Source organism: Micrococcus sp. TA1 (assembly GCF_014199555.1).
In the GTDB taxonomy this organism is placed as follows: Bacteria; Actinomycetota; Actinomycetes; order Actinomycetales; family Micrococcaceae; genus Citricoccus.
Map to the genome: position 1 here is coordinate 1,941,090 of NZ_JACHNW010000001.1, position 25,209 is coordinate 1,966,298.

21 protein-coding genes are annotated in these 25,209 nt (G+C 71.1%); 5 read left to right on the forward strand and 16 right to left on the reverse strand.

Annotated features, from left to right (window positions below):
* Window positions 1-11: 11 nt before the first annotated feature.
* Window positions 12-866, forward strand: coding sequence for a hypothetical protein (locus GGQ69_RS08420; protein WP_183527054.1), 855 nt, complete (start codon window positions 12-14; stop codon window positions 864-866).
* Between the two features lie 102 nt (window positions 867-968).
* Here GGQ69_RS08420 and GGQ69_RS08425 read toward each other — a convergent pair whose 3' ends face one another.
* From GGQ69_RS08425 to GGQ69_RS08485, 13 genes are all read right to left on the reverse strand, one after another.
* Window positions 969-2,252: a citrate synthase gene (locus GGQ69_RS08425; protein WP_183527066.1), complete on the reverse strand. Its 1,284-nt coding sequence runs from the start codon at window positions 2,250-2,252 to the stop codon at window positions 969-971.
* 121 nt (window positions 2,253-2,373) lie between these two features.
* Complete coding sequence (gene dapC, locus GGQ69_RS08430; protein WP_183527069.1) at window positions 2,374-3,516, reverse strand: succinyldiaminopimelate transaminase; 1,143 nt, start codon at window positions 3,514-3,516, stop codon at window positions 2,374-2,376.
* Window positions 3,516-3,848 (reverse strand): ferredoxin, encoded by a 333-nt coding sequence (gene fdxA / locus GGQ69_RS08435; RefSeq protein WP_010144448.1) that lies wholly within the window; start codon window positions 3,846-3,848, stop codon window positions 3,516-3,518. The genes dapC and fdxA overlap by 1 nt, the downstream gene beginning before the upstream one ends.
* 84 nt (window positions 3,849-3,932) lie before the next feature.
* Window positions 3,933-4,421: a hypothetical protein gene (locus GGQ69_RS08440; RefSeq protein ID WP_183527072.1), complete on the reverse strand. Its 489-nt coding sequence runs from the start codon at window positions 4,419-4,421 to the stop codon at window positions 3,933-3,935.
* Complete coding sequence (typA, locus tag GGQ69_RS08445; protein ID WP_183527090.1) at window positions 4,408-6,315, reverse strand: translational GTPase TypA; 1,908 nt, start codon at window positions 6,313-6,315, stop codon at window positions 4,408-4,410. The genes GGQ69_RS08440 and typA overlap by 14 nt, the downstream gene beginning before the upstream one ends.
* A 110-nt stretch (window positions 6,316-6,425) precedes the next feature.
* Complete coding sequence (locus GGQ69_RS08450; protein ID WP_183527093.1) at window positions 6,426-8,246, reverse strand: ABC transporter ATP-binding protein; 1,821 nt, start codon at window positions 8,244-8,246, stop codon at window positions 6,426-6,428.
* Between the two features lie 14 nt (window positions 8,247-8,260).
* The gene (locus tag GGQ69_RS08455) at window positions 8,261-9,649 is read right to left on the reverse strand and encodes an ABC transporter permease (RefSeq protein WP_221243370.1); all 1,389 of its coding nucleotides are present in this window, start codon (window positions 9,647-9,649) and stop codon (window positions 8,261-8,263) included.
* 5 nt (window positions 9,650-9,654) lie between these two features.
* Window positions 9,655-11,172, reverse strand: a complete 1,518-nt coding sequence (locus GGQ69_RS08460) for an ABC transporter permease (RefSeq protein WP_183527099.1) — start codon at window positions 11,170-11,172, stop codon at window positions 9,655-9,657.
* 186 nt (window positions 11,173-11,358) lie between these two features.
* Window positions 11,359-13,197 carry an ABC transporter family substrate-binding protein gene (locus GGQ69_RS08465; protein ID WP_183527102.1) on the reverse strand — a complete coding sequence of 613 codons (1,839 nt, stop codon included), beginning with the start codon at window positions 13,195-13,197 and terminating at the stop codon, window positions 11,359-11,361.
* A 272-nt stretch (window positions 13,198-13,469) separates the two neighbouring features.
* Window positions 13,470-14,354 carry a hypothetical protein gene (locus tag GGQ69_RS08470; RefSeq protein ID WP_183527105.1) on the reverse strand — a complete coding sequence of 295 codons (885 nt, stop codon included), beginning with the start codon at window positions 14,352-14,354 and terminating at the stop codon, window positions 13,470-13,472.
* On the reverse strand, window positions 14,351-15,118 hold the full coding sequence (locus GGQ69_RS08475; protein WP_183527108.1) for a hypothetical protein: 768 nt from the start codon (window positions 15,116-15,118) through the stop codon (window positions 14,351-14,353). Before GGQ69_RS08475 ends, GGQ69_RS08470 begins: the two co-directional genes overlap by 4 nt.
* A complete protein-coding gene (locus GGQ69_RS08480) occupies window positions 15,115-16,668 on the reverse strand; it encodes an NAD(P)/FAD-dependent oxidoreductase (protein WP_183527111.1) in 1,554 nt (517 codons plus the stop codon). The genes GGQ69_RS08475 and GGQ69_RS08480 overlap by 4 nt, the downstream gene beginning before the upstream one ends.
* Window positions 16,669-16,929: 261 nt before the next feature.
* Window positions 16,930-18,030: a serine hydrolase gene (locus tag GGQ69_RS08485; RefSeq protein ID WP_183527114.1), complete on the reverse strand. Its 1,101-nt coding sequence runs from the start codon at window positions 18,028-18,030 to the stop codon at window positions 16,930-16,932.
* A 134-nt stretch (window positions 18,031-18,164) separates the two neighbouring features.
* Between GGQ69_RS08485 and zupT the strand changes: the two genes are divergently transcribed.
* Entirely contained in the window at window positions 18,165-18,968 is an 804-nt protein-coding gene (gene zupT / locus GGQ69_RS08490; protein WP_183527117.1) for a zinc transporter ZupT, read from the forward strand.
* Window positions 18,969-19,012: 44 nt separating this feature from the next.
* Window positions 19,013-20,329 (forward strand): MFS transporter, encoded by a 1,317-nt coding sequence (locus GGQ69_RS08495; RefSeq protein ID WP_183527120.1) that lies wholly within the window; start codon window positions 19,013-19,015, stop codon window positions 20,327-20,329.
* Between the two features lie 4 nt (window positions 20,330-20,333).
* Here the strand turns inward: GGQ69_RS08495 and GGQ69_RS16850 are convergent, their stop codons facing one another.
* Both GGQ69_RS16850 and tpx read right to left on the reverse strand, forming a co-directional pair.
* Window positions 20,334-21,695: a S1C family serine protease gene (locus tag GGQ69_RS16850; RefSeq protein WP_183527123.1), complete on the reverse strand. Its 1,362-nt coding sequence runs from the start codon at window positions 21,693-21,695 to the stop codon at window positions 20,334-20,336.
* Window positions 21,696-21,705: 10 nt separating this feature from the next.
* Complete coding sequence (tpx, locus tag GGQ69_RS08505; protein WP_183527126.1) at window positions 21,706-22,206, reverse strand: thiol peroxidase; 501 nt, start codon at window positions 22,204-22,206, stop codon at window positions 21,706-21,708.
* Between the two features lie 31 nt (window positions 22,207-22,237).
* Between tpx and GGQ69_RS08510 the strand changes: the two genes are divergently transcribed.
* Window positions 22,238-23,131, forward strand: a complete 894-nt coding sequence (locus tag GGQ69_RS08510; RefSeq protein ID WP_183527129.1) for a patatin family protein — start codon at window positions 22,238-22,240, stop codon at window positions 23,129-23,131.
* Window positions 23,132-23,170: 39 nt separating this feature from the next.
* Here the strand turns inward: GGQ69_RS08510 and GGQ69_RS08515 are convergent, their stop codons facing one another.
* Window positions 23,171-23,734 carry a PACE efflux transporter gene (locus tag GGQ69_RS08515; protein WP_255459454.1) on the reverse strand — a complete coding sequence of 188 codons (564 nt, stop codon included), beginning with the start codon at window positions 23,732-23,734 and terminating at the stop codon, window positions 23,171-23,173.
* Window positions 23,735-24,085: 351 nt separating this feature from the next.
* Between GGQ69_RS08515 and GGQ69_RS08520 the strand changes: the two genes are divergently transcribed.
* Complete coding sequence (locus GGQ69_RS08520; protein ID WP_183527132.1) at window positions 24,086-25,045, forward strand: diaminopimelate dehydrogenase; 960 nt, start codon at window positions 24,086-24,088, stop codon at window positions 25,043-25,045.
* Window positions 25,046-25,209 lie beyond the last annotated feature (164 nt).

Below are 25,209 nucleotides of genomic sequence, written 5' to 3' on the forward strand. Positions count from 1 at the left end.
CGGGCGTACCGATGAGCCCCCGCCGGACGCGGCGCCGGCGCGCACTCGGGGTGCTCGTGGTCTGCGCGGTGCTCGTGGCGGGCGGGTTCTGGGCCGCCTCCCGGTTCATCGACTCCTCCGAGATCCTGGTGCGGGAGCGGTGCACCGCCGTGGTCGGCACGGAGTCCTTCGGTCTCGCCCCGGACCAGGCGGCCAACGCCGCCCTGATCGCGGCCGTGGCCATGGACCGCGGGCTGCCCGCCCGGGCGGCCTCAATCGGCATCGCCACCGCCGTGCAGGAGTCCAAGCTGCGCAACATCGACTACGGGGACGAGGCCGGGCCCGACTCCCGCGGGCTGTTCCAGCAGCGGCCCTCGCAGGGCTGGGGGTCCGAGGAGCAGGTCATGGACCCGGTGTACGCCACGAACCGGTTCTACCAGGAGCTCGAGCTGCTGGTCCCGGACTTCGAGGACCTGGACATCACCGTGGCCGCCCAGACCGTCCAGCGCTCGGCGTACCCCGATGCCTATGCCGACCACGAACCGGAGGGCCGGGCCTACGCCTCCGCCCTGACCGGGCACTCCCCCGCCGGGCTGAACTGCGTGCTGCGCTCACCCGAGGGCCCCGGGGACGCCCGAGCCCTGGTGGCCGCCCTGACGGACCAGCTCTCGGACGTGGATCCCGCGGTCTCCGGGGACGGGCACACCGTGACCATCCCGGCCACGGGCGCGCGCGGCTGGGCCCTGGTGCAGTGGGCCGTGGCCAACGCCCGGCAGTACGGCGTCACGGCGGTGTCCTTCGGCGGCCAGGGCTGGGTCCGCGCGGACCATGGCTGGTCGCCGGCCACCGGGACCGAGGGCGCGGTCACCATCACCCTGGCGGGTTGAGCGGTCCCCAGACGCACGAATCCCGGTCATCCCGACCACGCCCCCGCCGGGACGGGCGGGGTGTCGTCGGGATGACCGGGAGAGGCGGACGGGTGCTCGGGCTCAGCGGTCCGGGTAGTCCCGCAGGTCGTAGCCGGTGTAGACCTGGCGCGGCCGGCCGATCTTGGTGGACGGATCCTGCATCAGCTCGCGCCACTGGGCGATCCAGCCGGGCAGGCGGCCCAGGGCGAACAGCACGGTGAACATCTTCTCCGGGAAGCCCATGGCCTTGTAGATCACGCCGGTGTAGAAGTCGACGTTCGGGTAGAGGCGGCGCTCCACGAAGTAGTCGTCGGCCAGGGCCTTCTCCTCGAGGCGCTGGGCGATCTCGAGCAGTTCGTCGTGGCCGCCGAGCTTGCCCAGGATGTCCTCGGCGGTCTTCTTGATGATCTTGGCGCGCGGGTCGTAGTTCTTGTAGACCCGGTGGCCGAAGCCCATCAGCTTGATGCCGGCCTCCTTGTTCTTCACCTTCTCCATGAAGTCCTCGGGGCTGACACCCTCGTCCTTGATGCGGTGCAGCATGTTCAGCACCGCCTCGTTGGCCCCACCGTGCAGCGGGCCGTAGAGGGCGTTGATGCCGGCCGAGACGGAGGCGAACATGTTGGCCTGCGAGGAGCCCACGAGGCGCACGGTGGAGGTGGAGCAGTTCTGCTCGTGGTCGGCGTGCAGCATCAGCAGCATGTCCAGGGCCTTGACCATGTCCGGGTCCAGCTCGTAGGGCTCGGCCGGGACGCCGAAGCACTGGCGCAGGAAGTTCTCCACCAGGTTCAGCGAGTTGTCCGGGTACAGCATCGGCTGGCCCAGCGACTTCTTGAACGCGTAGGAGGCGATGACCGGCAGCTTGGCCATCAGCCGGATGGTGGAGATGTGGACCTGTTCCTCGTCGAACGGGTCCAGGGAGTCCGGGTAGAACGTGGACAGCGCGGACACCGCGGAGGACAGGACCGGCATCGGGTGGGCGTCCCGCGGGAAGCCGCCGAAGAAGCCCTTGAGGTCCTCGTGGAGCATGGTGTGGCGGCGGATGTTCTCGTCCCAGGCTCCCAGCTGGTCACCGGTGGGCAGGTCGCCGTAGATCAGCAGGTAGGCGACCTCCAGGAAGGAGGAGTTCTCGGCCAGCTGCTCGATGGGATAACCGCGGTAGCGCAGCACGCCCTCGTCGCCGTCGATGAAGGTGATGGCCGACTTGGTGTTGGCCGTGTTCATGAACCCCGGGTCGTAGGTGACCAGACCGGTGTTCTTCAGCAGGGGCCCGATGTTCAGACCGTCGTTGCCGGCGGTCGCCTGCTCGCGGGGTAGGTCGACGCTCGTGCCGTCGACGGACAGCGCTGCCGAAGTGTTCTCGGTCATGGGTACTCCCTCATGAGTTCGTCGGTGACGCGGACCACGGCACCGAGGGGTGGGGGTCGCGATGATTCAATCCTCGTCAACGCTACCAAGCACCGGGCTGATGCACGGAATCGGTGACGACCTAACGCCAGGCGCGAAGCCGTTCCGCGGCCCGGGCGACGGCGTCGTCGGTGGCCGTGATCGCGACCCGGACGTAGCCGTTGCCGGCCGTGCCGTAGAACGTGCCCGGGCCCACCAGGATGCCCCGTTCCGCGAGCTGTCCGACCAGCGCCCAGCTGTCCGCCTCGCTGGGCGCACCGTCCCGGGTGCCGTCCCGGGTCCAGAGGTAGAGCCCCGCCTCGGAGTGGTCCACGACCAGGCCGGCCGAGGTCAGGGCGTCCTTCAGCAGCGACCGCCGGGCGCGGTACCGGTCCTTCTGTGCGGCCACGTGGGCGTCGTCGCCCAGCGCGACCGTCATGGCGGCCTGCACCGGCGCCGGGACGATCATCCCGGCGTGCTTGCGGCTGTTGACGAGGTTGTTCACCAGGCCCGGGTCCCCCGCCGCGAACGCGGCCCGGTAACCGGCCAGGTTGGACTGCTTGGAGAGCGAGTACACGCTGAGCAGGCCCGTGTGGTCCCCGCCGGAGACCTCCTCGGAGAGGATGCAGGGCGTGCCGGCCGCGGAGTCGTCCCACCGGTCCCAGCCGAGCTCGGCATAGCACTCGTCCCCGGCCACCACCGCGCCGAGCCGCCGGGCCTGGTCGACGACGGAGCGCAGCCGGTCGGCGGAGGCCACCTGCCCGGTGGGGTTGGCCGGGGAGTTGGTCCAGACCAGTCTCACGCGGGCGCGGGTCCCGGCGTCGAGGTCGTCCAGGGAGTCCGCGGCGACGGCCTCGGCACCCACCAGCAGCGCGCCGATGTCGTAGGTGGGATAGGCGACGGTCGGGCGGACCACCACGTCCCCGGGGCCGATGCCGAGCAGCAGCGGCAGCCAGGCGATGAACTCCTTGGAGCCCACGGTGGGGATCACGGCCTGCGGGTCCAGCCCGGGCACGCCGCGACGTCGGGCGTACCAGGCGGCGATGGCCTCGCGCAGTTCGGCCGTGCCGTGCGTGGTCGGGTACCCGTGGGCGTTGGCCGCCGCGGCCAGCGCACGCTGGATCAGTTCCGGGGTGTCGTCCACGGGCGTGCCGATGGACAGGTCGCTGATCCCCCCGGGATGGCCCGCTGCGGTGCGCCGGTAGGGCGCCAGGGACTCCCAGGGGTACTCGGGCAGTGTGAGCACTACAGGTCGGCCGGCTGTGGCTGCGGGGGCAGCGCGGCGACGAGCGGGTGGTCCTTGTTGATCAGGCCCATCTTGGCCGCACCGCCCGGGGAGCCGAGATCGTCGAAGAACTCCACGTTGGCCTTGTAGTAATCGGCCCACTCCTCGGGCGTGTCGTCCTCGTAGTAGATCGCCTCGACGGGGCACACCGGTTCGCAGGCACCACAGTCCACGCACTCGTCGGGGTGGATGTACAGCATCCGCTCCCCCTCGTAGATGCAGTCCACCGGGCATTCATCGATGCAGGCCTTGTCCTTCAGGTCCACACACGGCAGGGCGATGACGTACGTCACTTCAGACCGTCCACCTTCCAGCGGTTCGTCGGTTCGGGTCCGGGCACCACGCGGCGTGCCGGACGAGAGGTTTCTGCGGACAGTCTAGTCCCGTGACGCGGGCACCCGCAGGAGCGGCTGGGCCACGAGCATCGTGAGCACGGCCACCACGGGCAGGCCCCACAGCCAGACCGCGCCGGAGATCGCCGGGCCCGGGACCACGCGCAGCGTGTATTCGGTCAGGGCCACCGCGAAGGTGTCCAGTCCCGGCCAGGCGGACAGCCCCAGCGCGGTGGTGAAGGCCACGATGGCGCTCACGCCCCCGGCCCACGCGACCGAGCAGCGCAGCGTCCACCACAACTGCGCGGACGCGGCCAGCACCAGCGCGAGGACGGCTCCCCACGGCAGGACGGTCTCACCCAGCCAGGCGAAGTGCGTGTGCAGCACGGTGCCCAGGACCCCGACGCCCGCCCCGACCAGGACCGCACCCAGCGCGGCGCGCCAGGGGGCCATGACCGCGGACGGGGCGTCGTTGTGCCGGCCGGGACCGTCCGGTGTCGGGGTGTTGCGCCGGGGCGCCTCAGGCGCGGGCACGGGCGCGGTTGGCCTTGTTCCGCTCGTTGGCGTCCAGGATCACCTTGCGGATGCGGATGTCCTCGGGGGTGATCTCCACGCACTCGTCCTCGCGGGCGAACTCGAGCGACTCCTCGAGGGTCAGCCTGCGCGGCGGGGTCAGCCCCTCGAAGGAGTCCGAGGAGGCCGCACGCATGTTCGTGAGCTTCTTCTCCTTGGTGATGTTCACGTCCATGTCATCGGCGCGCGAGTTCTCGCCGACGATCATGCCCTCGTACACCTCGGAACCGGGCTGGATGAAGAAGGTGCCGCGCTCCTGCAGGTTGATCATCGCGAACGGGGTGGCGGTGCCCGAGCGGTCGGCCACCAGCGAGCCGTTGGTGCGGTACTCGATCGGGCCGGCCCAGGGCTCGTAGCCGTTGGCGATGGAGGAGGCGATGCCGGCACCGCGGGTGTCCGTGAGGAACTGGGTGCGGAAGCCGATCAGGCCGCGGGCGGGGACGTTGAACTCCATCCGGATCCAGCCGGTGCCGTGGTTGGACATCTCGGTCATCCGGCCCTTGCGGGCGGCCATCAGCTGGGTGATGGCGCCCATGAACTCCTCCGGGGTGTCGATGGTCATCAGTTCCATCGGCTCGTGGACCTTGCCGTCGATGGTCTTGGTGACCACCTGGGGCTTGCCGACGGTCAGCTCGAAGCCCTCGCGGCGCATCTGCTCCACCAGGATGGCCAGCGCCAGCTCACCGCGGCCCTGGACCTCCCAGGCGTCGGGACGCTCAGTGGGCAGGACCTTCAGCGAGACGTTGCCGACCAGCTCGGCGTCGAGGCGATCCTTGACCTGGCGGGCGGTGACCTTGGCGTTCTTCACCCTGCCCGCCAGCGGGGAGGTGTTGATGCCGACGGTCATCGAGATCGCCGGGTCGTCCACCGTGATCAGCGGCAACGGCTTCGGGTTCTCCGGATCGGTGAGGGTCTCGCCGATCATGATGTCCTCGATGCCGGCGACGGCCACGATCTCCCCCGGGCCCGCCGACTCGATCGGCTCGCGGGACAACCCCTTGGTGCCGAGCAGCTCGGTGATCTTCACGGTCTTCAGCTGCCCGTCCTGACGCGCCCAGGCCACCTGCTGGCCCTTCTTCAGGGTGCCGTTGAAGATGCGCAGCAGGGCCAGGCGGCCCAGGAAGGGAGAGGCGTCCAGGTTCGTGACGTGGGCCTGCAGCACCTCACCGGGCGTGTAGGTCGGGGCCGGGATGTGCTCCAGGATGGTCGCGAACAGCGACTCCAGGTCCTCGCTCTCCGGCAGCTGGCCGTCCGCCGGCTGCTCGAGGGAGGCCCTGCCGGCCTTGCCGGAGGCGTAGACGATCGGCAGGTTCAGCACGGAGTCCAGGTCCAGGTCCTCGACCTCATCGGCCAGGTCCGAGGCCAGGCCCAGCAGCAGGTCCATGGAGTCGGAGACGACGCCGTCGATGCGCGCGTCCGGGCGGTCGGTCTTGTTGACCACGAGGATGACGGGCAGCTTGGCGGCCAGGGCCTTGCGGAGCACGAAGCGGGTCTGGGGCAGCGGTCCCTCGGAGGAGTCCACCAGGAGCACGACGCCGTCCACCATGGACAGCCCGCGCTCGACCTCACCGCCGAAGTCGGCGTGGCCGGGGGTGTCGATGACGTTGAAGGTCACCATCTCGCCCTTGGCCGCGGGACCGGAGTAGAACACGGTGGTGTTCTTGGCCAGGATGGTGATGCCCTTCTCGCGTTCGAGCTCACCGGAGTCCATCACCCGGTCCTCCACCTCACCGTGGCTGGAGAAGGCGCCGGCCTGGCGCAGCATCGCATCCACCAGGGTGGTCTTGCCGTGGTCGACGTGGGCCACGATGGCGACGTTGCGGAGATCGGTGCGCTGGGTGAGGGTTTCAGTCATAGAGGTGCCTGTTCATCGAGGACGGCGGAAGGTACGGGGCTGCCGGCAAAGCCGTCTACAGGCCCCGTCCGATTGTACGGGACGCCGGCAAGCGCTCCCGTCCGCCGTCCTCAGTAGGGGGTCTCGCCCAGGGACTGCAGCAGCTGGCGCCGTTCGGTCCGCTTGGCCAGCTGCTCGTCCGGGTCCGGGGCCGGGGCGGCCGCCAGCAGGCGCTTCGTGTAGTCCTCGGCCGGGTGGTGCAGCACCTCGGCGGTGGGGCCCTGTTCCACCTGGCGGCCGTCCTTGAGGACCAGCACCCGGTGGGCGAGCATGTCCACCACGGCCAGGTCGTGCGAGACGAACAGGCAGGCGAACTCGTACCGGGACTGCAGCTCGGCGAACATGTCGAGCACGGCGGCCTGTACGGACACGTCCAGGGCCGAGGTCGGCTCGTCCGCGATCAGCACCTCGGGGTCCAGGGTGAGCGCCCGGGCGATGGAGATGCGCTGGCGCTGACCACCGGAGAGCTCGTGCGGGTACCGGTTGACCACCGAGCGCGGGAGCTTGACGGCGTCCAGCAGCTCGTAGGCCCGCTGCATCTGCGACGCCCGGTTGCCCACCTTGTGGATGACCATCGGTTCGGTGATGACGTCACCGATCGGGAAGCGCGGGTCCAGGGAGGCCGCGGGGTCCTGGAAGACGACTCCGATGCGCTGGCGCATCCGGCGGGCCTCGCCACCGGCCATCCGGGTCAGGTCCTCCCCGCGGATCCTCAACGAGCCCTGGGCCACGGGCAGCAGGCCCAGGACGGCCTTGGCGATCGTGGACTTGCCCGAACCGGACTCCCCCACCAGTCCGAGGATCTCCCCCGGGGACACCGTGAAGTCGATGTCGTGCACCACGCGGTTCTTCTTGCCGCGGTGGTCGTACTCGATGCACATCCCCTCGGCCTCGATGGCATAGCTGACCCTCGACTGGGTCTCGGTGACCGGCTCCGGTTCGGCGACCTCCAGCTCGGCACCGAGCCGCGGCACGGACGCCAGCAGCCGTTGCGTGTACGGGTGCTGGGGGTTCTGCATGACCTGGTGGACCTCGCCGGACTCCACCAGCTCGCCGCGCAGCATCACGCAGACGCGGTCGGCCATGTCCGCCACCACGCCCATGTTGTGCGTGATGAGCAGGATGCCGGTGTTCAGCTGGTCCTTGAGCGAGCGCAACAGCTCGAGGATCTCGGCCTGGACCGTGACGTCGAGTGCGGTGGTCGGCTCGTCGGCGATGATCACCTCGGGTGAGCAGCTGATCGCCATGGCGATGACGATGCGCTGGCGCTGGCCTCCGGAGAACTGGTGCGGGTACTGCCGCAGCCGGTTCTTCGCGTCCTGGATCCCGACCATCTCCAGCAGCTCCGCGGCCCGGCGGTCCGCCTCGGTGCCGAAGGCGATCCCGTGCAGGTTCAGCGCCTCGGTGAGCTGGTCGCCCACGGTCAGCACGGGGTTCAGCGCGGTCATCGGCTCCTGGAAGACCATGGCGGCATGGCGGCCACGGATCCGGCGCAGTCCGGAGGCGTCCAGTGCGGTGACGTCGCGGTCGCCCAGCATCACCGTGCCGGAGACGTTCGCGTTGTTCGGCAGCAGGCCCATGGCGGTGGCCGAGGTGACCGACTTGCCCGAGCCCGACTCACCGACCAGGGCGACGACCTCACCCGGCTTGATGTCGAAGCTGACCCCCTTGACCGCCTCGACCTGGCCGAACTCCGTGTCGAAGGTCACCGAGACGTCCTGGAAGGACAGGATCGGCCTGCCGTCGCGGTCCGGGTGGCGCTGGACCACCCCCAGCGAGCCGGTGGCCGGGGATGAGCCCGACGTCGGCCGGGCCGCGTGCGAGCCCGGCCCGGGAGCCTCGTCCACCACGTCGGCGGTCCCTCCACGGTTCTTGCGTCCGAAGATGCCCATGGCCTCTCCCCTCCTCAGTCTCTCGGTTCCTGGTCGTCACGACGGTGCTCGTCCGCGCGGTCTCCGTCCGGGTGGTCTCCGTCCGAGCGGTTCCTGCCCTTCCGGCGGTCCCCGTGCCGGCGGGGCCCCCCGTGCGGCTCATCGTCCGAGTGGATCTCGTCGCGCAGTTCCGCGGAGGTCGTCGTCGGCCTCAGCGCCCCGGTGGCGGGCACGTCCCGGCCGCCGGCTCCGGCGCTGGTCTCCGTGGCGGCCCGGTCGAGGGCCTTGTCCCGACCGGAGATGCCGAAGGTGCCCAGGCGGCGGTTCCTCCGCGCCGTGCGCGCGCCCTGGCGGGGGTCGAACGCGTCGCGCAGGCCGTCGCCCAGGAAGTTCACGGACAGGGCGATGGCCAGGATGAGCATGCCGGGCCACCAGAACAGCCACGGACGGGTGGTGAAGGCGTTCTGGTACTGGCTGATCAGCAGGCCCAGCGAGGACTCGGGGGCCTGGACGCCGAAGCCCAGGAAGGACAGCGAGGTCTCCAGCAGGATGGCCGAGGCGATCGCGAAGGTGGCGTTGACGACGATCACGCCGATGGTGTTCGGGAGCAGGTGCCGGCCGATCACGCGGGCCGGGTGGGCTCCCATGGCCACCGAGGCCGCCACGAACTCCTTCTCGCGCAGGGACAGGACCTCACCGCGCACCAGCCGGGCCAGGGAGGTCCAGGTGACCAGTCCCAGCACGACCGCCAGGGGGATGATGCCCGCATCGAGGCTGGAGGTCATCCGGCCCAGCACGGCGGCCAGCACCAGCAGCGGGATCACGATGATCAGGTCGGTCAGGCGCATCAGCAGGGAGTCGATCCACCCGCGGAAGTACCCGGCGATGGCACCGATGGTCGCACCGATCACGGTGGAGACCAGCCCGACCACCAGCGCGATGATCAGGGACTGCTGGGTGCCGCGCATGACCAGGGCGAAGTAGTCCTTGCCTGTGTTGTCCTGGCCGAACGGGTGCTCGCCCCAGCGGATGCCCTCCCCGCCCAGCCACTGCGGGACCAGGGACAGGGTGGGGGCGCCGCCGTCGACCACCGTGGACGAGGTCAGGTAGCTCTTGTCCCACCAGCCGGGGATCCCGGCCCAGCCGATCGAGCTGAACGCGAGGATGAAGATCAGGACCAGGAACACGGCCGAGGGCATGGCGGCCCTGTGGTTCCGGAACTTACGCAGGACCATCTGGCCCTGGCTGTAGGACTTGCCGGTCTTCTGCCGCAGCTTCGCGTCCTCGACCTCGGCGAGGTTGGCCATGTCGACGGCCTGCTGGGAGGGGCCGGTGCCGTCCCGCAGGGTCGTGGCGGTTCGTGACGGGTTATCGTCCATGGTCTTCGGGTCCTGCTCGTTGCGGGGGTCGGTGTCGTTGCGCATGCCGCTCACACCCGGATCCGGGGATCGAGGACCGCGTACAGGATGTCGGCCAGCAGGTTGAACAGCACCGCGGCCGTGCCGGTGACCAGGAAGAAGGCCATCACCGGCGCGGGGTCCACCTGGTCCAGTCCGGTGGCGAACATCTCGCCCATGCCCTTCCAGCCGAAGACCCGTTCCGTGATGACGGCACCGCCGATCAGGGCCGCGAAGTCGAAGGCCATGATCGTGGTGATCGGGATCAGCGAGTTGCGGAAGGCGTGCTTGAGGATGACCTGCCGCTCGCCGAGCCCCTTGGCACGGGCGGTGCGGATGTAGTCCTGCTGGCTGACCTCGAGCATGGACGCGCGGGTGTAGCGCGAGTAGGTCGCCAGGGAGACCAGGGCCAGCAGGATGGTGGGCAGCAACAGCTGGGTGCCCTTGTCCAGGAAGTCCTCCCAGAAGGTGCCGGAGAAGTTCGGGGTCTGCGAGCCGATGGTGGAGATCGGCCGCCCCACGATCTCGAGGTATCCCGGCCAGGCGCGGAAGAGGTGCTCCACGATGATCAGCAGGCCCATGACCCCGGCCGTGAAGAGGGACACGATGGTGGCCGCGCCCTTGGAGAACCCGCCCATCAGGCGACCCACGGCGACCGCCACGATGACCAGCACGACCGCCAGGACGAGCAGGGTCGTCCAGGTCGGGTCCCACAGCAGGGTGTAGGTGGCGTAATAGGACACGACGCCCAGGGCGGCGGTCACCAGCCCCGCGTACAGCACGCGGCGGTTCTGCAGGCCGGCGCCCAGCGCGGTGGCCCCGACGGCGGCCGCGGCCCCGACGAGCGCGATGACGACCGGGCCCAGCTGCGGGTACTGGGCGAAGTTCAGCCAGTCCAGGTACGGGATGGCCAGGACGGTGAAGAGGAAGGCGCCCAGGAAGGTGAAGAGGCGGCGCCTGGCCGGACCGGCCAGTACGGCCTGCAGGACCACCCCGAGCAGCAGTCCGGCGACGATCGCCGCGGGCCAGGTGAAGCCCGGGTCCGCCATCCAGTCGTTGAACCCGATGGCCAGGTACTCCTTGAGCAGCACGGCCGCCCAGAAGACCGGCAGCGAGAAGAACAGGAACGTCAGGAAGGTGACCGCGTAGTCCATGCCGGAGTACTGGCGGATGGCGGTCAGGATGCCGATGACGATGCCGAAGACCATGGCGATCACCGTGGCCAGCACGACCAGGCGCAGGGTCGAGGCGGCGGCCAGCCCGAGCAGGTCGACGACCTCCTGGCCCTGGCGGTTGGTGCCGAGCTCACACTGGCCGATGAAGCACTGGCCCACGCCGGTGAGCCAGGTCCAGTACCGCTGGTACCAGGGCATGTCCAGGTTCATGAACTGGGTGCGCTGCTGCATGAGGTAGTCGCGGTTCTCCGCGTTGGACTCGCGCAGGTCGGCCAGGGGATCGCCGGAGTTGATGGTGAGCACGTAGAGCAGCACCGAGGCTCCGAGGAGCACCAGGAACGAGCTGCCGAAGCGCCTGAGGATGAATTTCAGCACAACTGAACGTTGCCTTCCGTACCAAGGGTGTCGTGGACGTGGTCATGATCACACCACGGGTCGCTCCCACGACCGGCCGGACCCGCCGGGTCCGGCCGGTCGTGGGGAGCACGGCTGAGGCCCGGCCGGATGATGGCCGGGCCTCAGCGGTGGTCATGGATCATCCCCGTGGGGGTCAGCCGAGGGTCACTCGGCGCGGACCCACTGCTGGGCGTTCCATACGGCCCCGGACTGGGTGGGGGTGTCGCGGACGTTGGCCACGTCCGCCGAGTGCGCCACGACGCCCGGGTGGGCGTACAGCGGGATGCCGAACAGGTTGTCCCACAGGCCCTTCTCGATGACCTTCACCTGCTCGGCGTGCACGGCGGGGTCGACGGATCCGGCCAGGGTGTCCCAGGCGGCGTCGACCTCCTTGTTGGAGAACTTGCCGTAGTTCTGCTGACCGGTGGAGTGGTAGATGTTGCGGCCCGAGGCGATCTGGCCGGAGCCGGCCCAGGCGAACAGCGCGACCTCGTAGTCACCCTGCGGCATGGTCTTGTCGAAGAAGTCGGCGGAGCCCACGTCCTCGATCACGAAGCCGGCCTCGTCGCAGGAGGACTTGATGGCGGCCACGGTATCGGAGCGGCGCGGGTTCGGGGCCGAGTAGCCGATGCGCACCGTGGTGCCCTCGGCGCCCTCGGCCTCGACGATCTTCTTGGCGCCCTCGACGTCGACCTCGTCATAGCTGCCGTCATAGGCGGCGTCCACGACCTCCTGGTAGGTGTCCTGGAACGGGAACACCTCGCGGGCGTTCATGACCACGGCCTCGGGGTCGACCGGCTTGATCAGGTTGTCCACGATCTGCTGGCGCGGCACGCACATGGCGAAGGCCTTGCGCAGTTCGAGGTTGTCCGCGAACGGCGAGCCGTCCATGAAGTTGAAGTCCAGGTGCTCCCAGGTCAGGGAGGCACCGGTCTGGATGACGATCTGGTCGCCCAGGTCCTCCAGCTGGGACAGGGTGTCCACGGTGGCCTGCGGCTCGATGACGTTCAGGTCGCCGTTGGCGAGGGCCTGGACGTGGGTGTCGGCGGCCGCGAAGCGGATGACCAGTTCCTTGGTGGCCGGCGGGGTGCCCCAGTAGTTCTCGTTGGCCGTCAGGGTGATGGACTGGCCCGGCTCCCAGCTCTTGAACGTGTAGGGGCCGTTGGAGGGGGCGATCGACTCGTCCGGAAGGGTGCCCGGGGAGGTGTTCCAGCCGGTGTTCCAGAACTCGGCGGCGGGGGCCAGGGCCTTCGCGTCCTCGTTCCGGACGGCCTCGAGCATGGCGTCCATGCCCATGCCGGACTCCTCGGCGACCACGTGGGCCGGCAGGGCGGTGTCCACGAGGATCGGCCAGTCGGCGTAGGGCTCCTTGAAGGTGATGGTGAATTCCTTGCCGGCGGGATCACCCTCCGGCGCCTCGCTGACGTACTCGCCGAAGGACTGCGAGATGGCGTTGAACAGCGGCGCCGCCTCCTCGCCCGAACCGGTGGTGATGCGCGGGTTCTCGACGCCCCACTTGAGGATGTAGTCGGCGGCGGTGACGGGGGTCCCGTCCGACCACACGGCCTCCTCGTTGATGGTGTACTTCACCGTCAGCGGGTCATCGGAGACCTTCTCGTAGGTGCCGTACTCCTCGTTCTGGTAGATCTGCCCGTCGGTGCCGAAGTAGGCGAAGGTGGAGATGAGCCGCTCGGTGACCGCCGAGTTGTAGGTCGAGTAGGTCTCCGGCGTCATGGAGTTGTAGGAGATGAACTCGTCCTCGCCCACCGAGTAGGCGATGGAGCCGTCCTGGGTCTCGATCTCCCCGAGGTCCGCCAGTCCGGTGTCGGCGGGTTCGACGGTGTACTTCTCCCCGAAGTCGCCGGTCGCGACCTCGCCGTTGCCCTCGGGGGCGGCGGAGCCGGTGTCAGAGTTCTCGGCCGGGCCGCCCGGCGCGCAAGCGGACAGGACGAGCGCGGAGCCGGCCAGGAGGGCGGCTGCGGCAGAAAGCTTTGTGTACTTCATCAAAGCGTCTCCATTCAGACAGGTGCGAGGCGTGCTGTGCTCCCGATCCGACCCGTCTGGGGTGGAGGGCCGGTCTCCGGCCGAAATCCGGTTTCCCCTTCCCGGCCGGTAGTGAGCGACACCACAAGGTGTGCAAGACATTAGTCCCGCAACATGTAAAAGCACCATTGAATAGTCGGCCGCCGACCGGATCGTTACCATCCCGTAACTTGGCGGCCACCAGCGGAAACATGCTGTTTTCAAGAGTTCATCGGCGGTTCACAAGCGGGCTCTCACCGGGGCATTTGGGGCCCCGCCGGGACGTACGGCAGGTAGGAGATCCCGGAGACGTTGTACGTGAACCTGATGCCCATGACGATCCGGATCCCCACGTGCATGCCCCACGCCCCGAGGGCGAACGCCTGGCCGAGCCTGCGGTGCACGAGTGACAGCGGCGCCCCGAGCTCCACGGCCAGGGAGACGGCGGCGAGAAGCGTGAACAGTCCCTTCTGCCGGTACAGCGCGGAACCGGCCTCGGTCCTGGCGGAGCCGAAGAGGTCCTTGCGCAGTCCGTCCACGGCGATCTGGCCGCGCAGCACGTCGCCCTGTGCCCACCTCATCCCGAGGGGGCCCCGGACCTTCGCCACGCCGGAGATGAAGTAGACGGCGCAGGTGGCGATGTTCAGCACGGTCGGGACCGCGCCGTAGGCCCGGTCGAAGCGCTGCGGGAGCAGGGTGCGGTCACGGACCAGGGCGTCGACGCTCAGGGCGTCGGCGGAGCGGGTGGTTCCCAGGACCATCTGGTGCATCGTCATCATGTTGTCGTTGTGCAGCAGCATCGTCCAGGAGTTGCGGTAGGTGATGGTCCACAACTGCAGCGCCGCGTTCAGCGGACCGGTCACCCGGTGGCCGATCCCCAGCGTCGCCGCGATGTTGACCGCCTGGGCGGTGTCGAAGAGGGCGTCCGCCACCGTCGGCGGCAACGGCCTCCTCAGCACCCTGACCACCCCGACAGGGGTGAACTGGGTCTCGTCCTGGCGGTGGAGCCTGCGGAACATGGGACGCCGGCGGATGTTGTGCACCGCGGAGAACGTGCCGGTGGCCAGGCGCAGCACGGCCGGGCGCACGGGCTGGGCCGCCGGGCGGAGGTGGTCGACGAGGGTCTGGACGAGGGTCATCGGGCGGTCTCCTGCGCGGGGGTCCGCACGATGCGCGGTGCGGCCTGGACGGTGTGCTCGGTGCGGTAGTCGGCCGGCGTGTTCCCCTGGCCGATGGGGGCGGGTGGCGTGTTGCCGAGCCCGGATCGGGCCATCGGCCCGGTGGGCGGTCCCTGGGGGTCCTGGGTGGGGTCGGTGCGGGTCTCGGCGACCTCGACGGCCGTGCCTCCGACGTCCGCGCGGGCGTGGACGGTCTCGACCTGCGGGGTGGTGTTGCCCGCGTAGTAGGTGTCGAAGAAGTACCGCGAGCGCACGACCTCGACGCGGACGATGCCGGATTCGCGGCGGCGGCGGACGGCACCGGGGCCCCCTCCGCGCGGCACGGGCCGCTCACCCTGGACGGCCAGGGCATCGGCGTAGCGCTGGGCGACCTCCACCGCGCGGCCCTGGCGGACCATGCGGGTGACCTGTTTGCGGACCTGGTTCAGCCCGCCGGCGCCGAAGTGGCTGTAGTGCGGGACGATCCGCTCACCCTCGGCGGTGAACCCGGTCACGTGCGGGATGCGGGTCCGGTCCTTGCGGTGGTCCGAGAACATCGGATAGGTCGAGAGCGGGAAGGAGTCCTCCTCGGCCTTGTCCCTGCCGTTGAAGTAGTGGCGCACCGGGGAGAGCAGCACGGCGGCCAGGGCGGCTCCCGCGGCCAGCGCCCAGAGGTCCCGCTCCGTCGCCGCGGGGGCGGTCAGCACCCCCGGCAGCGACGTCGGACGGGTGGGGTCGTCTGTCACGGTCTGTCCTCTCGAGGGGTGCGGGGGTGCGTGTGACGCCGGGTGCGGCCGCGCGCCGCGTCGGCCAGGGCGGCCCGGGCGGCGTGCAGTCCGGCCATGCCGTGCACCCCGCCTCCGGGCGGGGTGGACGAGGAGGCCAGGTACAGCCCCGGTGTGCCGGTGCGATGCGGGCTGAGCACGGGGGCCGGACGCAGCACCTGCTGCAGCCCGCCCATGGATCCGCCGGCCACGTCCCCGCCGATGAGGTTGGGGTTCCAGGACTGGAGGGCCGAGGGGGTGGTGGCCACCCGGTGGACGATCCGGTCCCGGAAACCCGGGGCGAAGCGTTCGATCTGTTCGGCGATCAGGTGCTCGACCGGGGCGTCGTACCCACCGGGGACGTGGGCGTAGGTCCACACCACCGTCTTCCCGGCGGCCGGGCCGGTGGCCCGGGACGGGTCCCCCGCCTGCTGCTGGCAGACCATGACGAAGGGCCTGTCAGGCATCCGGCCGGCCTTGGCCTCGCGCTCGGCGTGCTCCAGCTCGGCCAGCGTTCCGGTCACGTGGACGGTACCGGCGCCGGCCACCCGGGAGTCGGTCCACGGGATCGGCCCGTCGAGCAGGTAGTCCACCTTCGAGACCCCTGTCCCGTAGCGCCAGCGCCGCAGGTGCGCGGCATAGCGGTCGCTGAGGTCCGCCCCGTCGAGGGCGAGCAGCTGCCGGGGCGTGAGGTCGAGCAGGATCGCGTCCGCGTCCGGGAACTCGCGCAGGTCGGTGACCTCGTGGTCCAGGTGGATGCGCCCACCGTGAGCAGCCAGGACGGAGGCGAGCGCCGCCGTGATGGCACCGGAGCCGCCCTTGGCTACGGGCCACCCGCGGGTCATGCCCAGGGCACCGAAGATCAGGCCGAACGCGGCCGTGAACAGGTGGGTGGGCGGCAGGATGGCGTGGATCGAGGAACTCGCGAACAGGGACCTGGCGGTCTCGTCCCGGAAGATGGCCCGCCCGACCGCGCCCGCGGGCCAGAGGGCCCGGATCCCGAAGCGGGCCATGCTGACCGGGTGCCGCGGCACGCGCACCAGTGACGGGCCGAGGATGTTCTCCAGGTGCGCGTCGATGTCCTCCACGAGCGGGGCGTGCAGCCGGGTCCACGCCGTGCCGTCCTGACCGAGGCCGGCGGCCGTGGCCTCGAGGGTACGGTGCAGGATCGCCGCCGGACGGCCGTCCAGTGGGTGTGCCATCGGGTAGTCACTGTGCAGCCATTCGAGGCCGTGTGCGCCCAGGTCCAGGTCCCGGAACACGGGGCTGGCGACACCGAAGGGATGGCCCGCCGCCCCGAGGTCCACGATGGTCCCCGGGCCGAGCACGTCGGCGGAGGCGGAGGCACCGCCCGGGGCCGAGTGCCGCTCGTAGACGTCGACCTCCCAGCCCGCGCGGGCCAGCACCGCGGCGGCGGTCAGCCCGTTGGGTCCGGAGCCGACGACGACGGCGCGCCGCCCGTGCGTGGATCGCCTGGATCGACCGGTGGGTCGGGGAGTGTGCGCCTGCTGCGCCGGCTCCTGGTGCGTCATCGCGTCTGTTCCTGTCCTTGGAAGATCCTGTGAATATCCTGCGGGACCGGTATGAGACGGGGATGAGTCGACGATGAGACGACGATGAGGGCCCCGGCCGGGTCGGCGATCCCGTCCTGCCGAACCTATCGGATGGCCCTGATCCTGGGGATGGGCCCGGCCCTGGGAGGGGCGTGGCCCGGAGAGAGGCTGCGTCTCGGGACGGCCCCGGGCCACGCGGACCGGACGGTACTGGCGGGCCGGTCAGTTCCGGAACGCCGGTCAGCACCGGCGGGCGGCGGCGCGGATCGCGTCCGAGACCCGCACGAGCAGCCTCTTGTCCGCGGGGTGGCCGCTGGCCCGGTCGGTGACGAGGCCGACCGCGAGGTCCAGGTCGGGATCCGCCCAGCCCAGGCACACGTCAGAACCGTTGTGCCCGAAGGACCGCACGGTGCTGGTGGCCCCCAGCGGACACCATGCACCGGTGCCGCCGAGCTGGATCCCGGTCCCCCACCGGGTGGGCAGCCGGGTCCAGGCGTCACGGCCGCCGTCCGAACTGGGTGCGCACAGTGCCTCCCGTTCCGGGGCGCCGAGCAGGTGGCGGTAGAACAGGGCGAGCTGGCGGGCCGTCGTCGAGATCCCCGCCGCCGGGATCCGTGCCTGGCGCACGGACCGCCGGTTGACGATGGCCGCGACCACCGGTCCGCCCGGCAGGGCCCGGTGCGAGCCGTCGAAGGGCAGGCACCGGTGCAGCTGGTCGTCCGGCACCCCGGGGTGGACGTCATACAGTCCGGCGGGGCCCAGCACCAGGTCGTGCAGCAGCTGCGGCCACGGACGGCCGGTGGCCCGGCGGGCCACCTCGGCCAGGATGAACCCGAAGTCCAGTGGCTGGTAGGCGGACAGACCCGGATAGCGGTGGTCCCGGCGTCGGCCGCGGGCCACCCGCTCGAGCGAGGCCTCGAGGCGGTGCATGGCCAGCACCGCCGCCGGGTACGGCCCCGCCGTGGGGGCGGCCGTGCGGTGGGTGAGCACGTCCCGGACGGCCGTGCCGGCCTTGGAGCCGTCCCCACCGGTCCCGAACTCGGGCCAGTACTCCCCCACCGCGGCATCCAGGTCCAGCACGCCCCGGCCCGCCAGCCGGTGGACCAGCAGGGACGTGAAGGGCTTGGAGGCCGAGAACAACCACCCCAGGGCGTCCGGGTGGCAGCGGACCGCCCCGTCCAGGACGACGACCCCGCGGTGGATCACGGACAGCTGCACGCAGGCCCCGCGCGAGGCGGCCAGGGCCAGGACGTCCCGCCAGCCACCCTCGGACACCGGACGGGCGTCCGGCGGCGGACCGGCGCCGGCGGGACCACCTGCCGGGTCCGGCGTCGTCATCATGGGGACAGCGTACTGAGGCCCGTTCCGCCGCCCCTACACTCGGTGCATCCCCCGGCACCGGTGGCACCCGGCGAACGCCGGGGTGCACGGGAGGGCACGACCCTGCAGGACACGGACGCAAGGAACGGCTCGGCGTGGAGAACTTCTGGCTCGCACTGGGGCTCACCGTGCTCGCCGGGTTGTGCACGGGCATCGGCGGGCTCATCTCCGTGCTGCCGCGGCGCACCAGCGGCCCGTTCCTGTCCGTGGCCCTGGGCTTCTCGGCGGGCGTGATGCTCTACGTGTCCTTCCTGGAGATCATGCCCAAGGCGCTGACGTCGCTCACCGCCGCCACGGACCCCACGGGGGGCCACTGGGCGGCCGTGGCCTCGTTCTTCGGGGGCATCGTGGTGATCGGGGTGATCGACCGCCTCGTCCCCGCACCCATCAACCCGCACGAGCCCGGCCAGGTCCACGACCCGGCCACGGCCGCCCGGCGCCGGCGGATGATGAGGACCGGCACGGTGACCGCGCTGGCGATCAGCCTCCACAACTTCCCCGAGGGCTTCGCCACCTTCGTGGCCGGGCTGACGGACCTGTCGATCGCCCTGCCCGTGGCCCTGGCGATCGCGCTGCACAACGTCCCGGAGGGCGTGGCCGTGGCGGTGCCGGTCCGGGAGGCCACCGGGTCCCGCCGCAAGGCCGTGCGGTGGTCCTTCGTCTCGGGGCTGGCCGAGCCGGCCGGTGCGCTGATCGGTTTCGCGCTGCTGATGCCGTTCCTGAACGACGTCCTGCTGGGCATCACCTTCGCCGTGGTGGCCGGGATCATGGTGTTCATCTCCCTGGACGAGCTGCTGCCCACGGCCCGCGAGTACGGCAAGCACCACCTGGCGATGTACGGCCTGGTGGGCGGCATGGCCGTGATGGCGGTGTCCCTGCTGCTGTTCGCCACGGTCTGAGGCCCCGCCCGGACGCGCGGCGACGAACGGTGTAGAACTGGTCCATGACCAGTAGTGACCCCGGCGCCGACGCACGCACCGCCCCCGACCACCCGGCCGACGCGGGACGGGCTCCGCAGCCGGCACCTGCGGCGGGCACGGGTCGGTCCGCGCGTCCGGGGACCGTCGGCATCGTCCTGGCGGTGCTGGCCGTGCTGTTCATCGCGGCGAACCTGCGCCCGGGCGCCACCTCCCTGGGACCGGTCCTGGCCGAGGTCTCGGCGTCCTTGGGGATCGACGGCGGCGTCGCCGGGGTGCTGACCGCGCTGCCCGGGCTCATGTTCGGGGTGGTGGGACTGCTCGCGGTGCGGATGGGCCGGCGCGCGGGGCTGTCCCTGACCATCGCCCTGAGCCTGGTGCTCGTGGTCGCGGGGCTGCTGCTGCGCCCGGGCTCCGGCTCGGTCTGGGCGTTCGTGCCGCTGACCGCGCTGGCCCTGGCCGGGATGGCCGTCGGCAACGTCCTGGTCCCGGCGTGGGTCAAGCGGCACGGCCGCCGGCACACGGTGGTCCTGATGACGCTCTACAGCATGTTCCTGACCGTGGGAGGCTCGGCGGGCTCGGGGCTGGCGGCTCCGATGGCCGGCCTCGCGGGCGCCCTGGGCGACCCCGCGGACGGCTGGCGCTACGCCCTCGGGTTCTGGGGACTGATGGCCCTCGTCCCGTTGGTTCTGTGGCTGGTCGTCGCCCGCCGCACCGGGCACGACTTCCCCACGGCCCCGCCCCGCGAGCACCCGGACCGGAGCCTGGCCTCGTCCCCCACCGCCGTCGCCCTCATGGTGCTGTTCGGCGTGCAGGCGATGAACGCCTACGTGCAGTTCGGCTGGATGCCCCAGGTCTACCGGGACGCCGGCCTGGATGCGAACCTCGCCGGTTCCCTGACGGCGGTCATCGCCGGTATGGGCATCATCGGCGGGCTGGTCATGCCCACGGTGATCGAGCGCTCCCGCACGCTCGCACCATGGATGCTGGGCTTCGGACTGCTCACGGCGGCCGGGTACATCGGCCTGCTGCTCGCACCCGTGGCCGGTGCCTGGCTGTGGTCGGTGCTGCTGGGCGCCGGCGGTTTCGCGTTCCCGACGGCGATCTCGCTCATCCCCGCCCGCAGCCGCGATCCCCACGTCACCGCCCGGCTCTCCGGATTCGTCCAGCCCTTCGGCTACATCCTGGCGGCGCTGGGGCCCCTGGCCGTCGGCTTCCTCCACGCCGGGCTCGGGGACTGGACGCTGGTCCTCGTCCTGCTGGCCGCCTCCGGCGTGGTGATGGCGGTGGCGGGACTGCGCGTCTCCGGCCGGGTCTTCGTGGACGACGAGCTGGCCGGCTGAGCGGTCAGTACACCACGGCCGCCTGCAGGTCGACCTCACCGGCGCGCTCCTGGCCGTCCACGGTGGTCCACTGCACGGAGACGATGTCCCCCACGTTGTGGTCGTTGACGATCTCGGACAGCTCGGCCGCCGAGACCACCGGGTGCCCGTCGACGGCGTGCACCGTGTCCCCGACCCGCAGGCCGAGCCGTTCGGCGGACGAGCCCGGGGACACCTCCCTGACCACCGCGGCCCCGTCCTCGGTCTGCACGGTGATCCCCAGGGCCCCGTCCACGCCGATGCTGACGGTGTCCGTCTCCTCCCCGGACAGGACCTGGGCCACGATCTCCAGCGCGGTGGCCACCGGGATGGCGTAGCCGTCCACGGCCTCCGCGTCCTCGCCCTGGGAGGCGGCGGTGGTGATGCCCACCACCTGGCCGTCACCGTCCACCAGCGGCCCGCCCGAGTACCCCGGCACGACGTCGGCACTGGTCTCGATCAGGCCCGTCAGCCGGGAGTAGTCGTCCGGCACGCCGGAGGAGGCGACGATGGACTCGCCCAGTGCGGTGACCTCACCGGTCACCGCCGTGAGGAACCGCTGTCCTCCGCCGTTGCCGACGGCCGCCGAACGGTCCCCCAGTCGCGGCACCTCCGGGTCGATCGACGCCGTGGGCAGGTCCGGGGCGTCCTCGATCTGGAGGACGGCGACATCGTGCAGGGAATCACGCCCGAGCACGGCGGCGTCGTAGGTCTCACCGGTGTCCGCCACGGTCACGGTGACCTCCGAGGCGTCCTCGACCACGTGGTAGTTCGTGATGGCCAGTCCCTCCCCGCTGAGCACGATCCCGGTGCCGGTGCCGATGCCGGACATCAGCCGGGTGTCCACCATCAGCACGCCTGGTGCCTCGGTGACCTTCCGGCCCTGGTCCAGGCCGGCCTCGTCGAGGTTCGGGCCGGCCGCCCAGTCCACCCGGATGCCCTCATGGGCATGCCGCAGCGTCTCCCCCAGGGACTCCCCCTCCGCGGCGGGCCGGGCCGTCTCCCCCTCCTGGACCGCGACGATGTCCCGGATCTCCTGGACGGTCAGCACGGTGACCCCGCCCGCGAGGATGAGGGCCCCCGTGACCCCGGTGGCGATGATCAGGCGGTACGCACCGCGGCGGGGGCGGCGGGGCGGCCGGCCGGAGGGGAACTGCTGGTGCGGGTACTGCCCGTACGGGACGTGCTGGTGGGTACCGGCGTGGTGCCCGTGCGGCCGGTGCGCGCCCTGGGCCGGGTACTGCCCGGGCACGGGGAAGACCGGCCCGACGACGGGGGGCCGGCCTGGGTAGGGCGGGACCCCGGCCGCGTCGCGACCGGGATCCCGGGGGTCGGAGGGGTCGTTCACCGTGCTCCGGTCAGGCGCGGGCGGCGGCGATCGCCGCGTCGTAGTCCGGCTCGGTGGTGATCTCCGGGACCACCTCGGTGTACGTCACGGTGCCCTGGGGGTCGATCACGATGACCGCACGGGCCAGCAGCCCCGCCATGGGTCCATCGGCCTGGGTCACGCCGTAGTCCTGGCCGAAGCTGGAGCGGAACACGGAACCGGTGACGACGTTGTCGATGCCCTCCGCGGAGCAGAACCGGCCCGCGGCGAACGGCAGGTCGGCCGAGACGGCCACCACGGTGGTGTCCTGGAGCCCGGCGGCCAGTTCGTTGAACGTCCGGACGGAGGCGGCGCACACGCCGGTGTCCAGCGAGGGGAAGACGTTCAGGATGACGGTGCGGCCGGCCAGCGACGCGAGCGAGACGGGCGACAGGTCGGAACCGGTGAGCTCGAAGGCGGGGGCGGAGGATCCGACGGCGGGGAGTTCGCCGACGGTGCTGACGGGGGTGGACTTGAATGCTGTGGTTGCCATGCGTTCAAACCTAGCCGTTTAGGCTGTCGGCGTGGAACTGCGCAGCAACGTCACCGACACCGCACTGCTCTTCGAGGGCGGCGGCATGCGGGCCTCCTACACCTCGGCCATGGTGGTGGCCCTGCTGGAGGCCGGGATCCACCTGGACTTCGTGGCCGGGATCTCGGCGGGGTCCTCCAACACCGCGAATTACCTCGCCCGGGACGCCTGGCGGGCACGGCACTCCTTCGTCGACTTCGCGGCCGACCCGAAGTTCGGCAACTGGAGGACGTTCGTGCGGGGCGACGGGCTGTTCAACGCGAAGTACATCTATGAGGAGACCGGGCTGCCGGACCAGGCGCTGCCGTACGACTGGGAGACCTACTGCGCGAACCCGGCCACCGTCCGCATCGGGGCCTTCGACGCCGAGTCCGGTGAGCAGGTGTGGTGGGGGCGCCAGGACACCCCGGCGATCCAGGACCTCATGGTGCGCGTCCGCGCGTCGTCCACCATGCCCGTGCTCATGCCCCCGGTGCACCTGGACGGCCGGACCTACGTGGACGGCGCGCTGGGCCCGGACGGCGGCATCCCGGTGTCGGCGGCCGAGGAGGCCGGGCACGAGCGGTTCCTGGCGGTGCTCACCCGCGAACGGGACTACGTGAAGGGTCCCGAACGCTTCCCCCGGTTCTACCTGCGCTACTTCCGCAGGCACCCCGCGATCGCCGAGGCGCTGCTGACGCGGTGGACGCGGTACAACCAGACCCGGGAGCGGCTCTTCGACCTCGAGCGCCAGGGCAAGGCCTACCTCTTCGTCCCGGAGCGGATGCCGGTCTCGAACGGGGAGCGGAACGTGGCCAGGCTGCGCGCCTCCCACGAGGCGGGGCTGGCCCAGGCACGCGGTGAGATCCCCGCGATCCGGGACTTCCTGGGCCTGCCGGCCGTCTAGGCCTGAGATCGCCGCGGCAACCCGGTTCCCCGTACGGGGCTACTGCGCGGAGTCGGGCAGGCCGAAGACGCGGTCGAAGCACCAGGCGTAGACGGCGTTGTAGACCAGGAAGAAGATGATCAGCGCCAGTTCGTAGAGGAACGCCTCCCAGAGGCCGACCTGGAGGATCAGCGCCACCGCCGGGACGAGGACCACCACGAGCCCGGCCTCGAACAGGAACGTGTGCAGCAGGCGCATCCACAGGGGCCTGCCGGTGTACCCCGAACGCCGCTCCCACCACTCGAACAGGGTGTTGAACAGCATGTTCCACAGCAGGGCGACGACCGAGGACACCACCCCGACGACGGCGCTGGAGCCGGCCGGGTTGCCCAGTGCGGCCAGGATCAGGGTGGTGAACACGATCGCCAGGGCCTCGAAGACCACGGCATAGGCCACCCGGCGCTGCATCGGCGACGAGAAGACACGCCGGCCGACGAGGGCGGGGCGGCCGCCCGGGGCCGCGGGCACGTCGCCGGCGTGCCGGCGGGCCCGGACACCGGTCACCTCGGCGGGTGCGGCGCCGGGTGCGTCACCGGTTGCCTCAGCGGCAGCGTCGACAGGCATATCGGGGCGTGGGCTCGCGGGCATGGGTACTCCTCCATGGTTCTGTCCATGGGAAGTCCTCTGCCGGTTTCGCGTCCATGGAATCGGATGCTCGGCGCGCAGGTCCCGTCCCCGGCCGACGGCGGACACCCTCGACCCGGACGGCCTCGACGGCGCCGTGGCCCCAGTCTAGCAAGGCCCCGTCACGCGAGACGACGAGACGGTCCCTCGCCCGCGGCGGCGTCACCCGCGGCCTAGGATGTCGGGGATCGCGGGCGCCGCGGTCCCCCGGCCGGGCCGGCCGGAACGGACGCGGCACCGCCACCGCAGCACATCGTGGAAATCGTGGAAATCGTGGAAAGAGGACAGCACATGACCATCAGGGCCGCCATCGTCGGGTACGGCAACCTCGGCCGAAGCGTGGAGAGGCTCGTGCGGCTCCAGCCGGACATGGACCTGGTCGGGATCTTCTCCCGGCGCAGCGGCCTGGACACGGAGACCCCGGTCCTGCCGGCGGCCAGTGCCGCCGAGCACGCGGACGAGGTCGACGTCTTGTTCCTGTGCCTGGGCAGCGCCACGGACATCCCCCAGCAGGCCACCGGCTACGCGCGGCACTTCACCACGGTGGACACCTATGACAACCACCAGCTCGTCCCGGACCACTACCGGGCCATGGACGCGGCCTCCCGCGAGGGCGGCCACGTGGCGATGGTCTCCACGGGCTGGGATCCCGGACTGTTCTCGCTGAACCGGACCCTGGCCGATGCGCTGTTCCCGGATGCCCAGCAGAACACCTTCTGGGGCAAGGGCCTGTCCCAGGGCCATTCGGACGCCGTCCGGCGCGTGCCCGGCGTCCGGCGCGCCGTGCAGTACACGATCCCCAGCCAGGAGGCGATCGAGGAGGCCAGGGCCGGCCGGGGCGCCGAGATCACCGGCGCCTCCGCGCACGTGCGGGAGTGCTACGTGGTGGCCGACGAGACCGACCACGCGGCGATCACCGAGGCCGTCACCACCATGCCGGACTACTTCGCCCCGTACCGCACCACCGTGAACTTCATCACCGAGGAGGAGTTCGAGCGCGACCACCAGGGCATGCCGCACGGCGGGCACGTCATCACCTCCGGGGACCTCGGCGGGTCCCGCAGCTCGATCGAGTTCGCCCTCGAGCTCGGCAGCAATCCCGACTTCACCGCCGCCTCCCAGGTGGCCTACGGGCGGGCCGCCGCCCGCCTGCGGGCCGAGGGCAGGACCGGTGCGTTCACCGTGCTCGAGGTCGCGCCCTACCTGCTCTCCCCCACCCCGCTGGAGGAGCTCATCCGCCGCGACGTCTGAGCCCGCTCCGCCCCCTCCGGACGCGACCGCGGGAGCGGGCCGCGCCCCGCGGGGAGGAATGGTCCCCGCGGGAGGACCGGCCCCCTCGGGGGACGACCGTTCCGCACCCGCCTGGACGGTCGCCGTCGTATGCTCGGGACATGCCGATCACGAGCGAGACCCGT

Bases quoted from the DNA above. Each gene is read 5' to 3' on its own strand.
- GGQ69_RS08420 (WP_183527054.1), top strand. From the start codon at position 12: ATGAGCCCCCGCCGGACGCGGCGCCGGCGCGCACTCGGGGTGCTCGTG.
- GGQ69_RS08425 (WP_183527066.1), bottom strand. From the start codon at position 2,252: ATGACCGAGAACACTTCGGCAGCGCTGTCCGTCGACGGCACGAGCGTC.
- typA (WP_183527090.1), bottom strand. From the start codon at position 6,315: ATGACTGAAACCCTCACCCAGCGCACCGATCTCCGCAACGTCGCCATC.
- GGQ69_RS08450 (WP_183527093.1), bottom strand. From the start codon at position 8,246: ATGGGCATCTTCGGACGCAAGAACCGTGGAGGGACCGCCGACGTGGTG.
- GGQ69_RS08455 (WP_221243370.1), bottom strand. From the start codon at position 9,649: ATGCGCAACGACACCGACCCCCGCAACGAGCAGGACCCGAAGACCATG.
- GGQ69_RS08465 (WP_183527102.1), bottom strand. From the start codon at position 13,197: ATGAAGTACACAAAGCTTTCTGCCGCAGCCGCCCTCCTGGCCGGCTCC.
- GGQ69_RS08470 (WP_183527105.1), bottom strand. From the start codon at position 14,354: ATGACCCTCGTCCAGACCCTCGTCGACCACCTCCGCCCGGCGGCCCAG.
- GGQ69_RS08480 (WP_183527111.1), bottom strand. From the start codon at position 16,668: ATGACGCACCAGGAGCCGGCGCAGCAGGCGCACACTCCCCGACCCACC.
- GGQ69_RS08485 (WP_183527114.1), bottom strand. From the start codon at position 18,030: ATGATGACGACGCCGGACCCGGCAGGTGGTCCCGCCGGCGCCGGTCCG.
- GGQ69_RS08495 (WP_183527120.1), top strand. From the start codon at position 19,013: ATGACCAGTAGTGACCCCGGCGCCGACGCACGCACCGCCCCCGACCAC.
- tpx (WP_183527126.1), bottom strand. From the start codon at position 22,206: ATGGCAACCACAGCATTCAAGTCCACCCCCGTCAGCACCGTCGGCGAA.
- GGQ69_RS08515 (WP_255459454.1), bottom strand. From the start codon at position 23,734: ATGCCTGTCGACGCTGCCGCTGAGGCAACCGGTGACGCACCCGGCGCC.
- GGQ69_RS08520 (WP_183527132.1), top strand. From the start codon at position 24,086: ATGACCATCAGGGCCGCCATCGTCGGGTACGGCAACCTCGGCCGAAGC.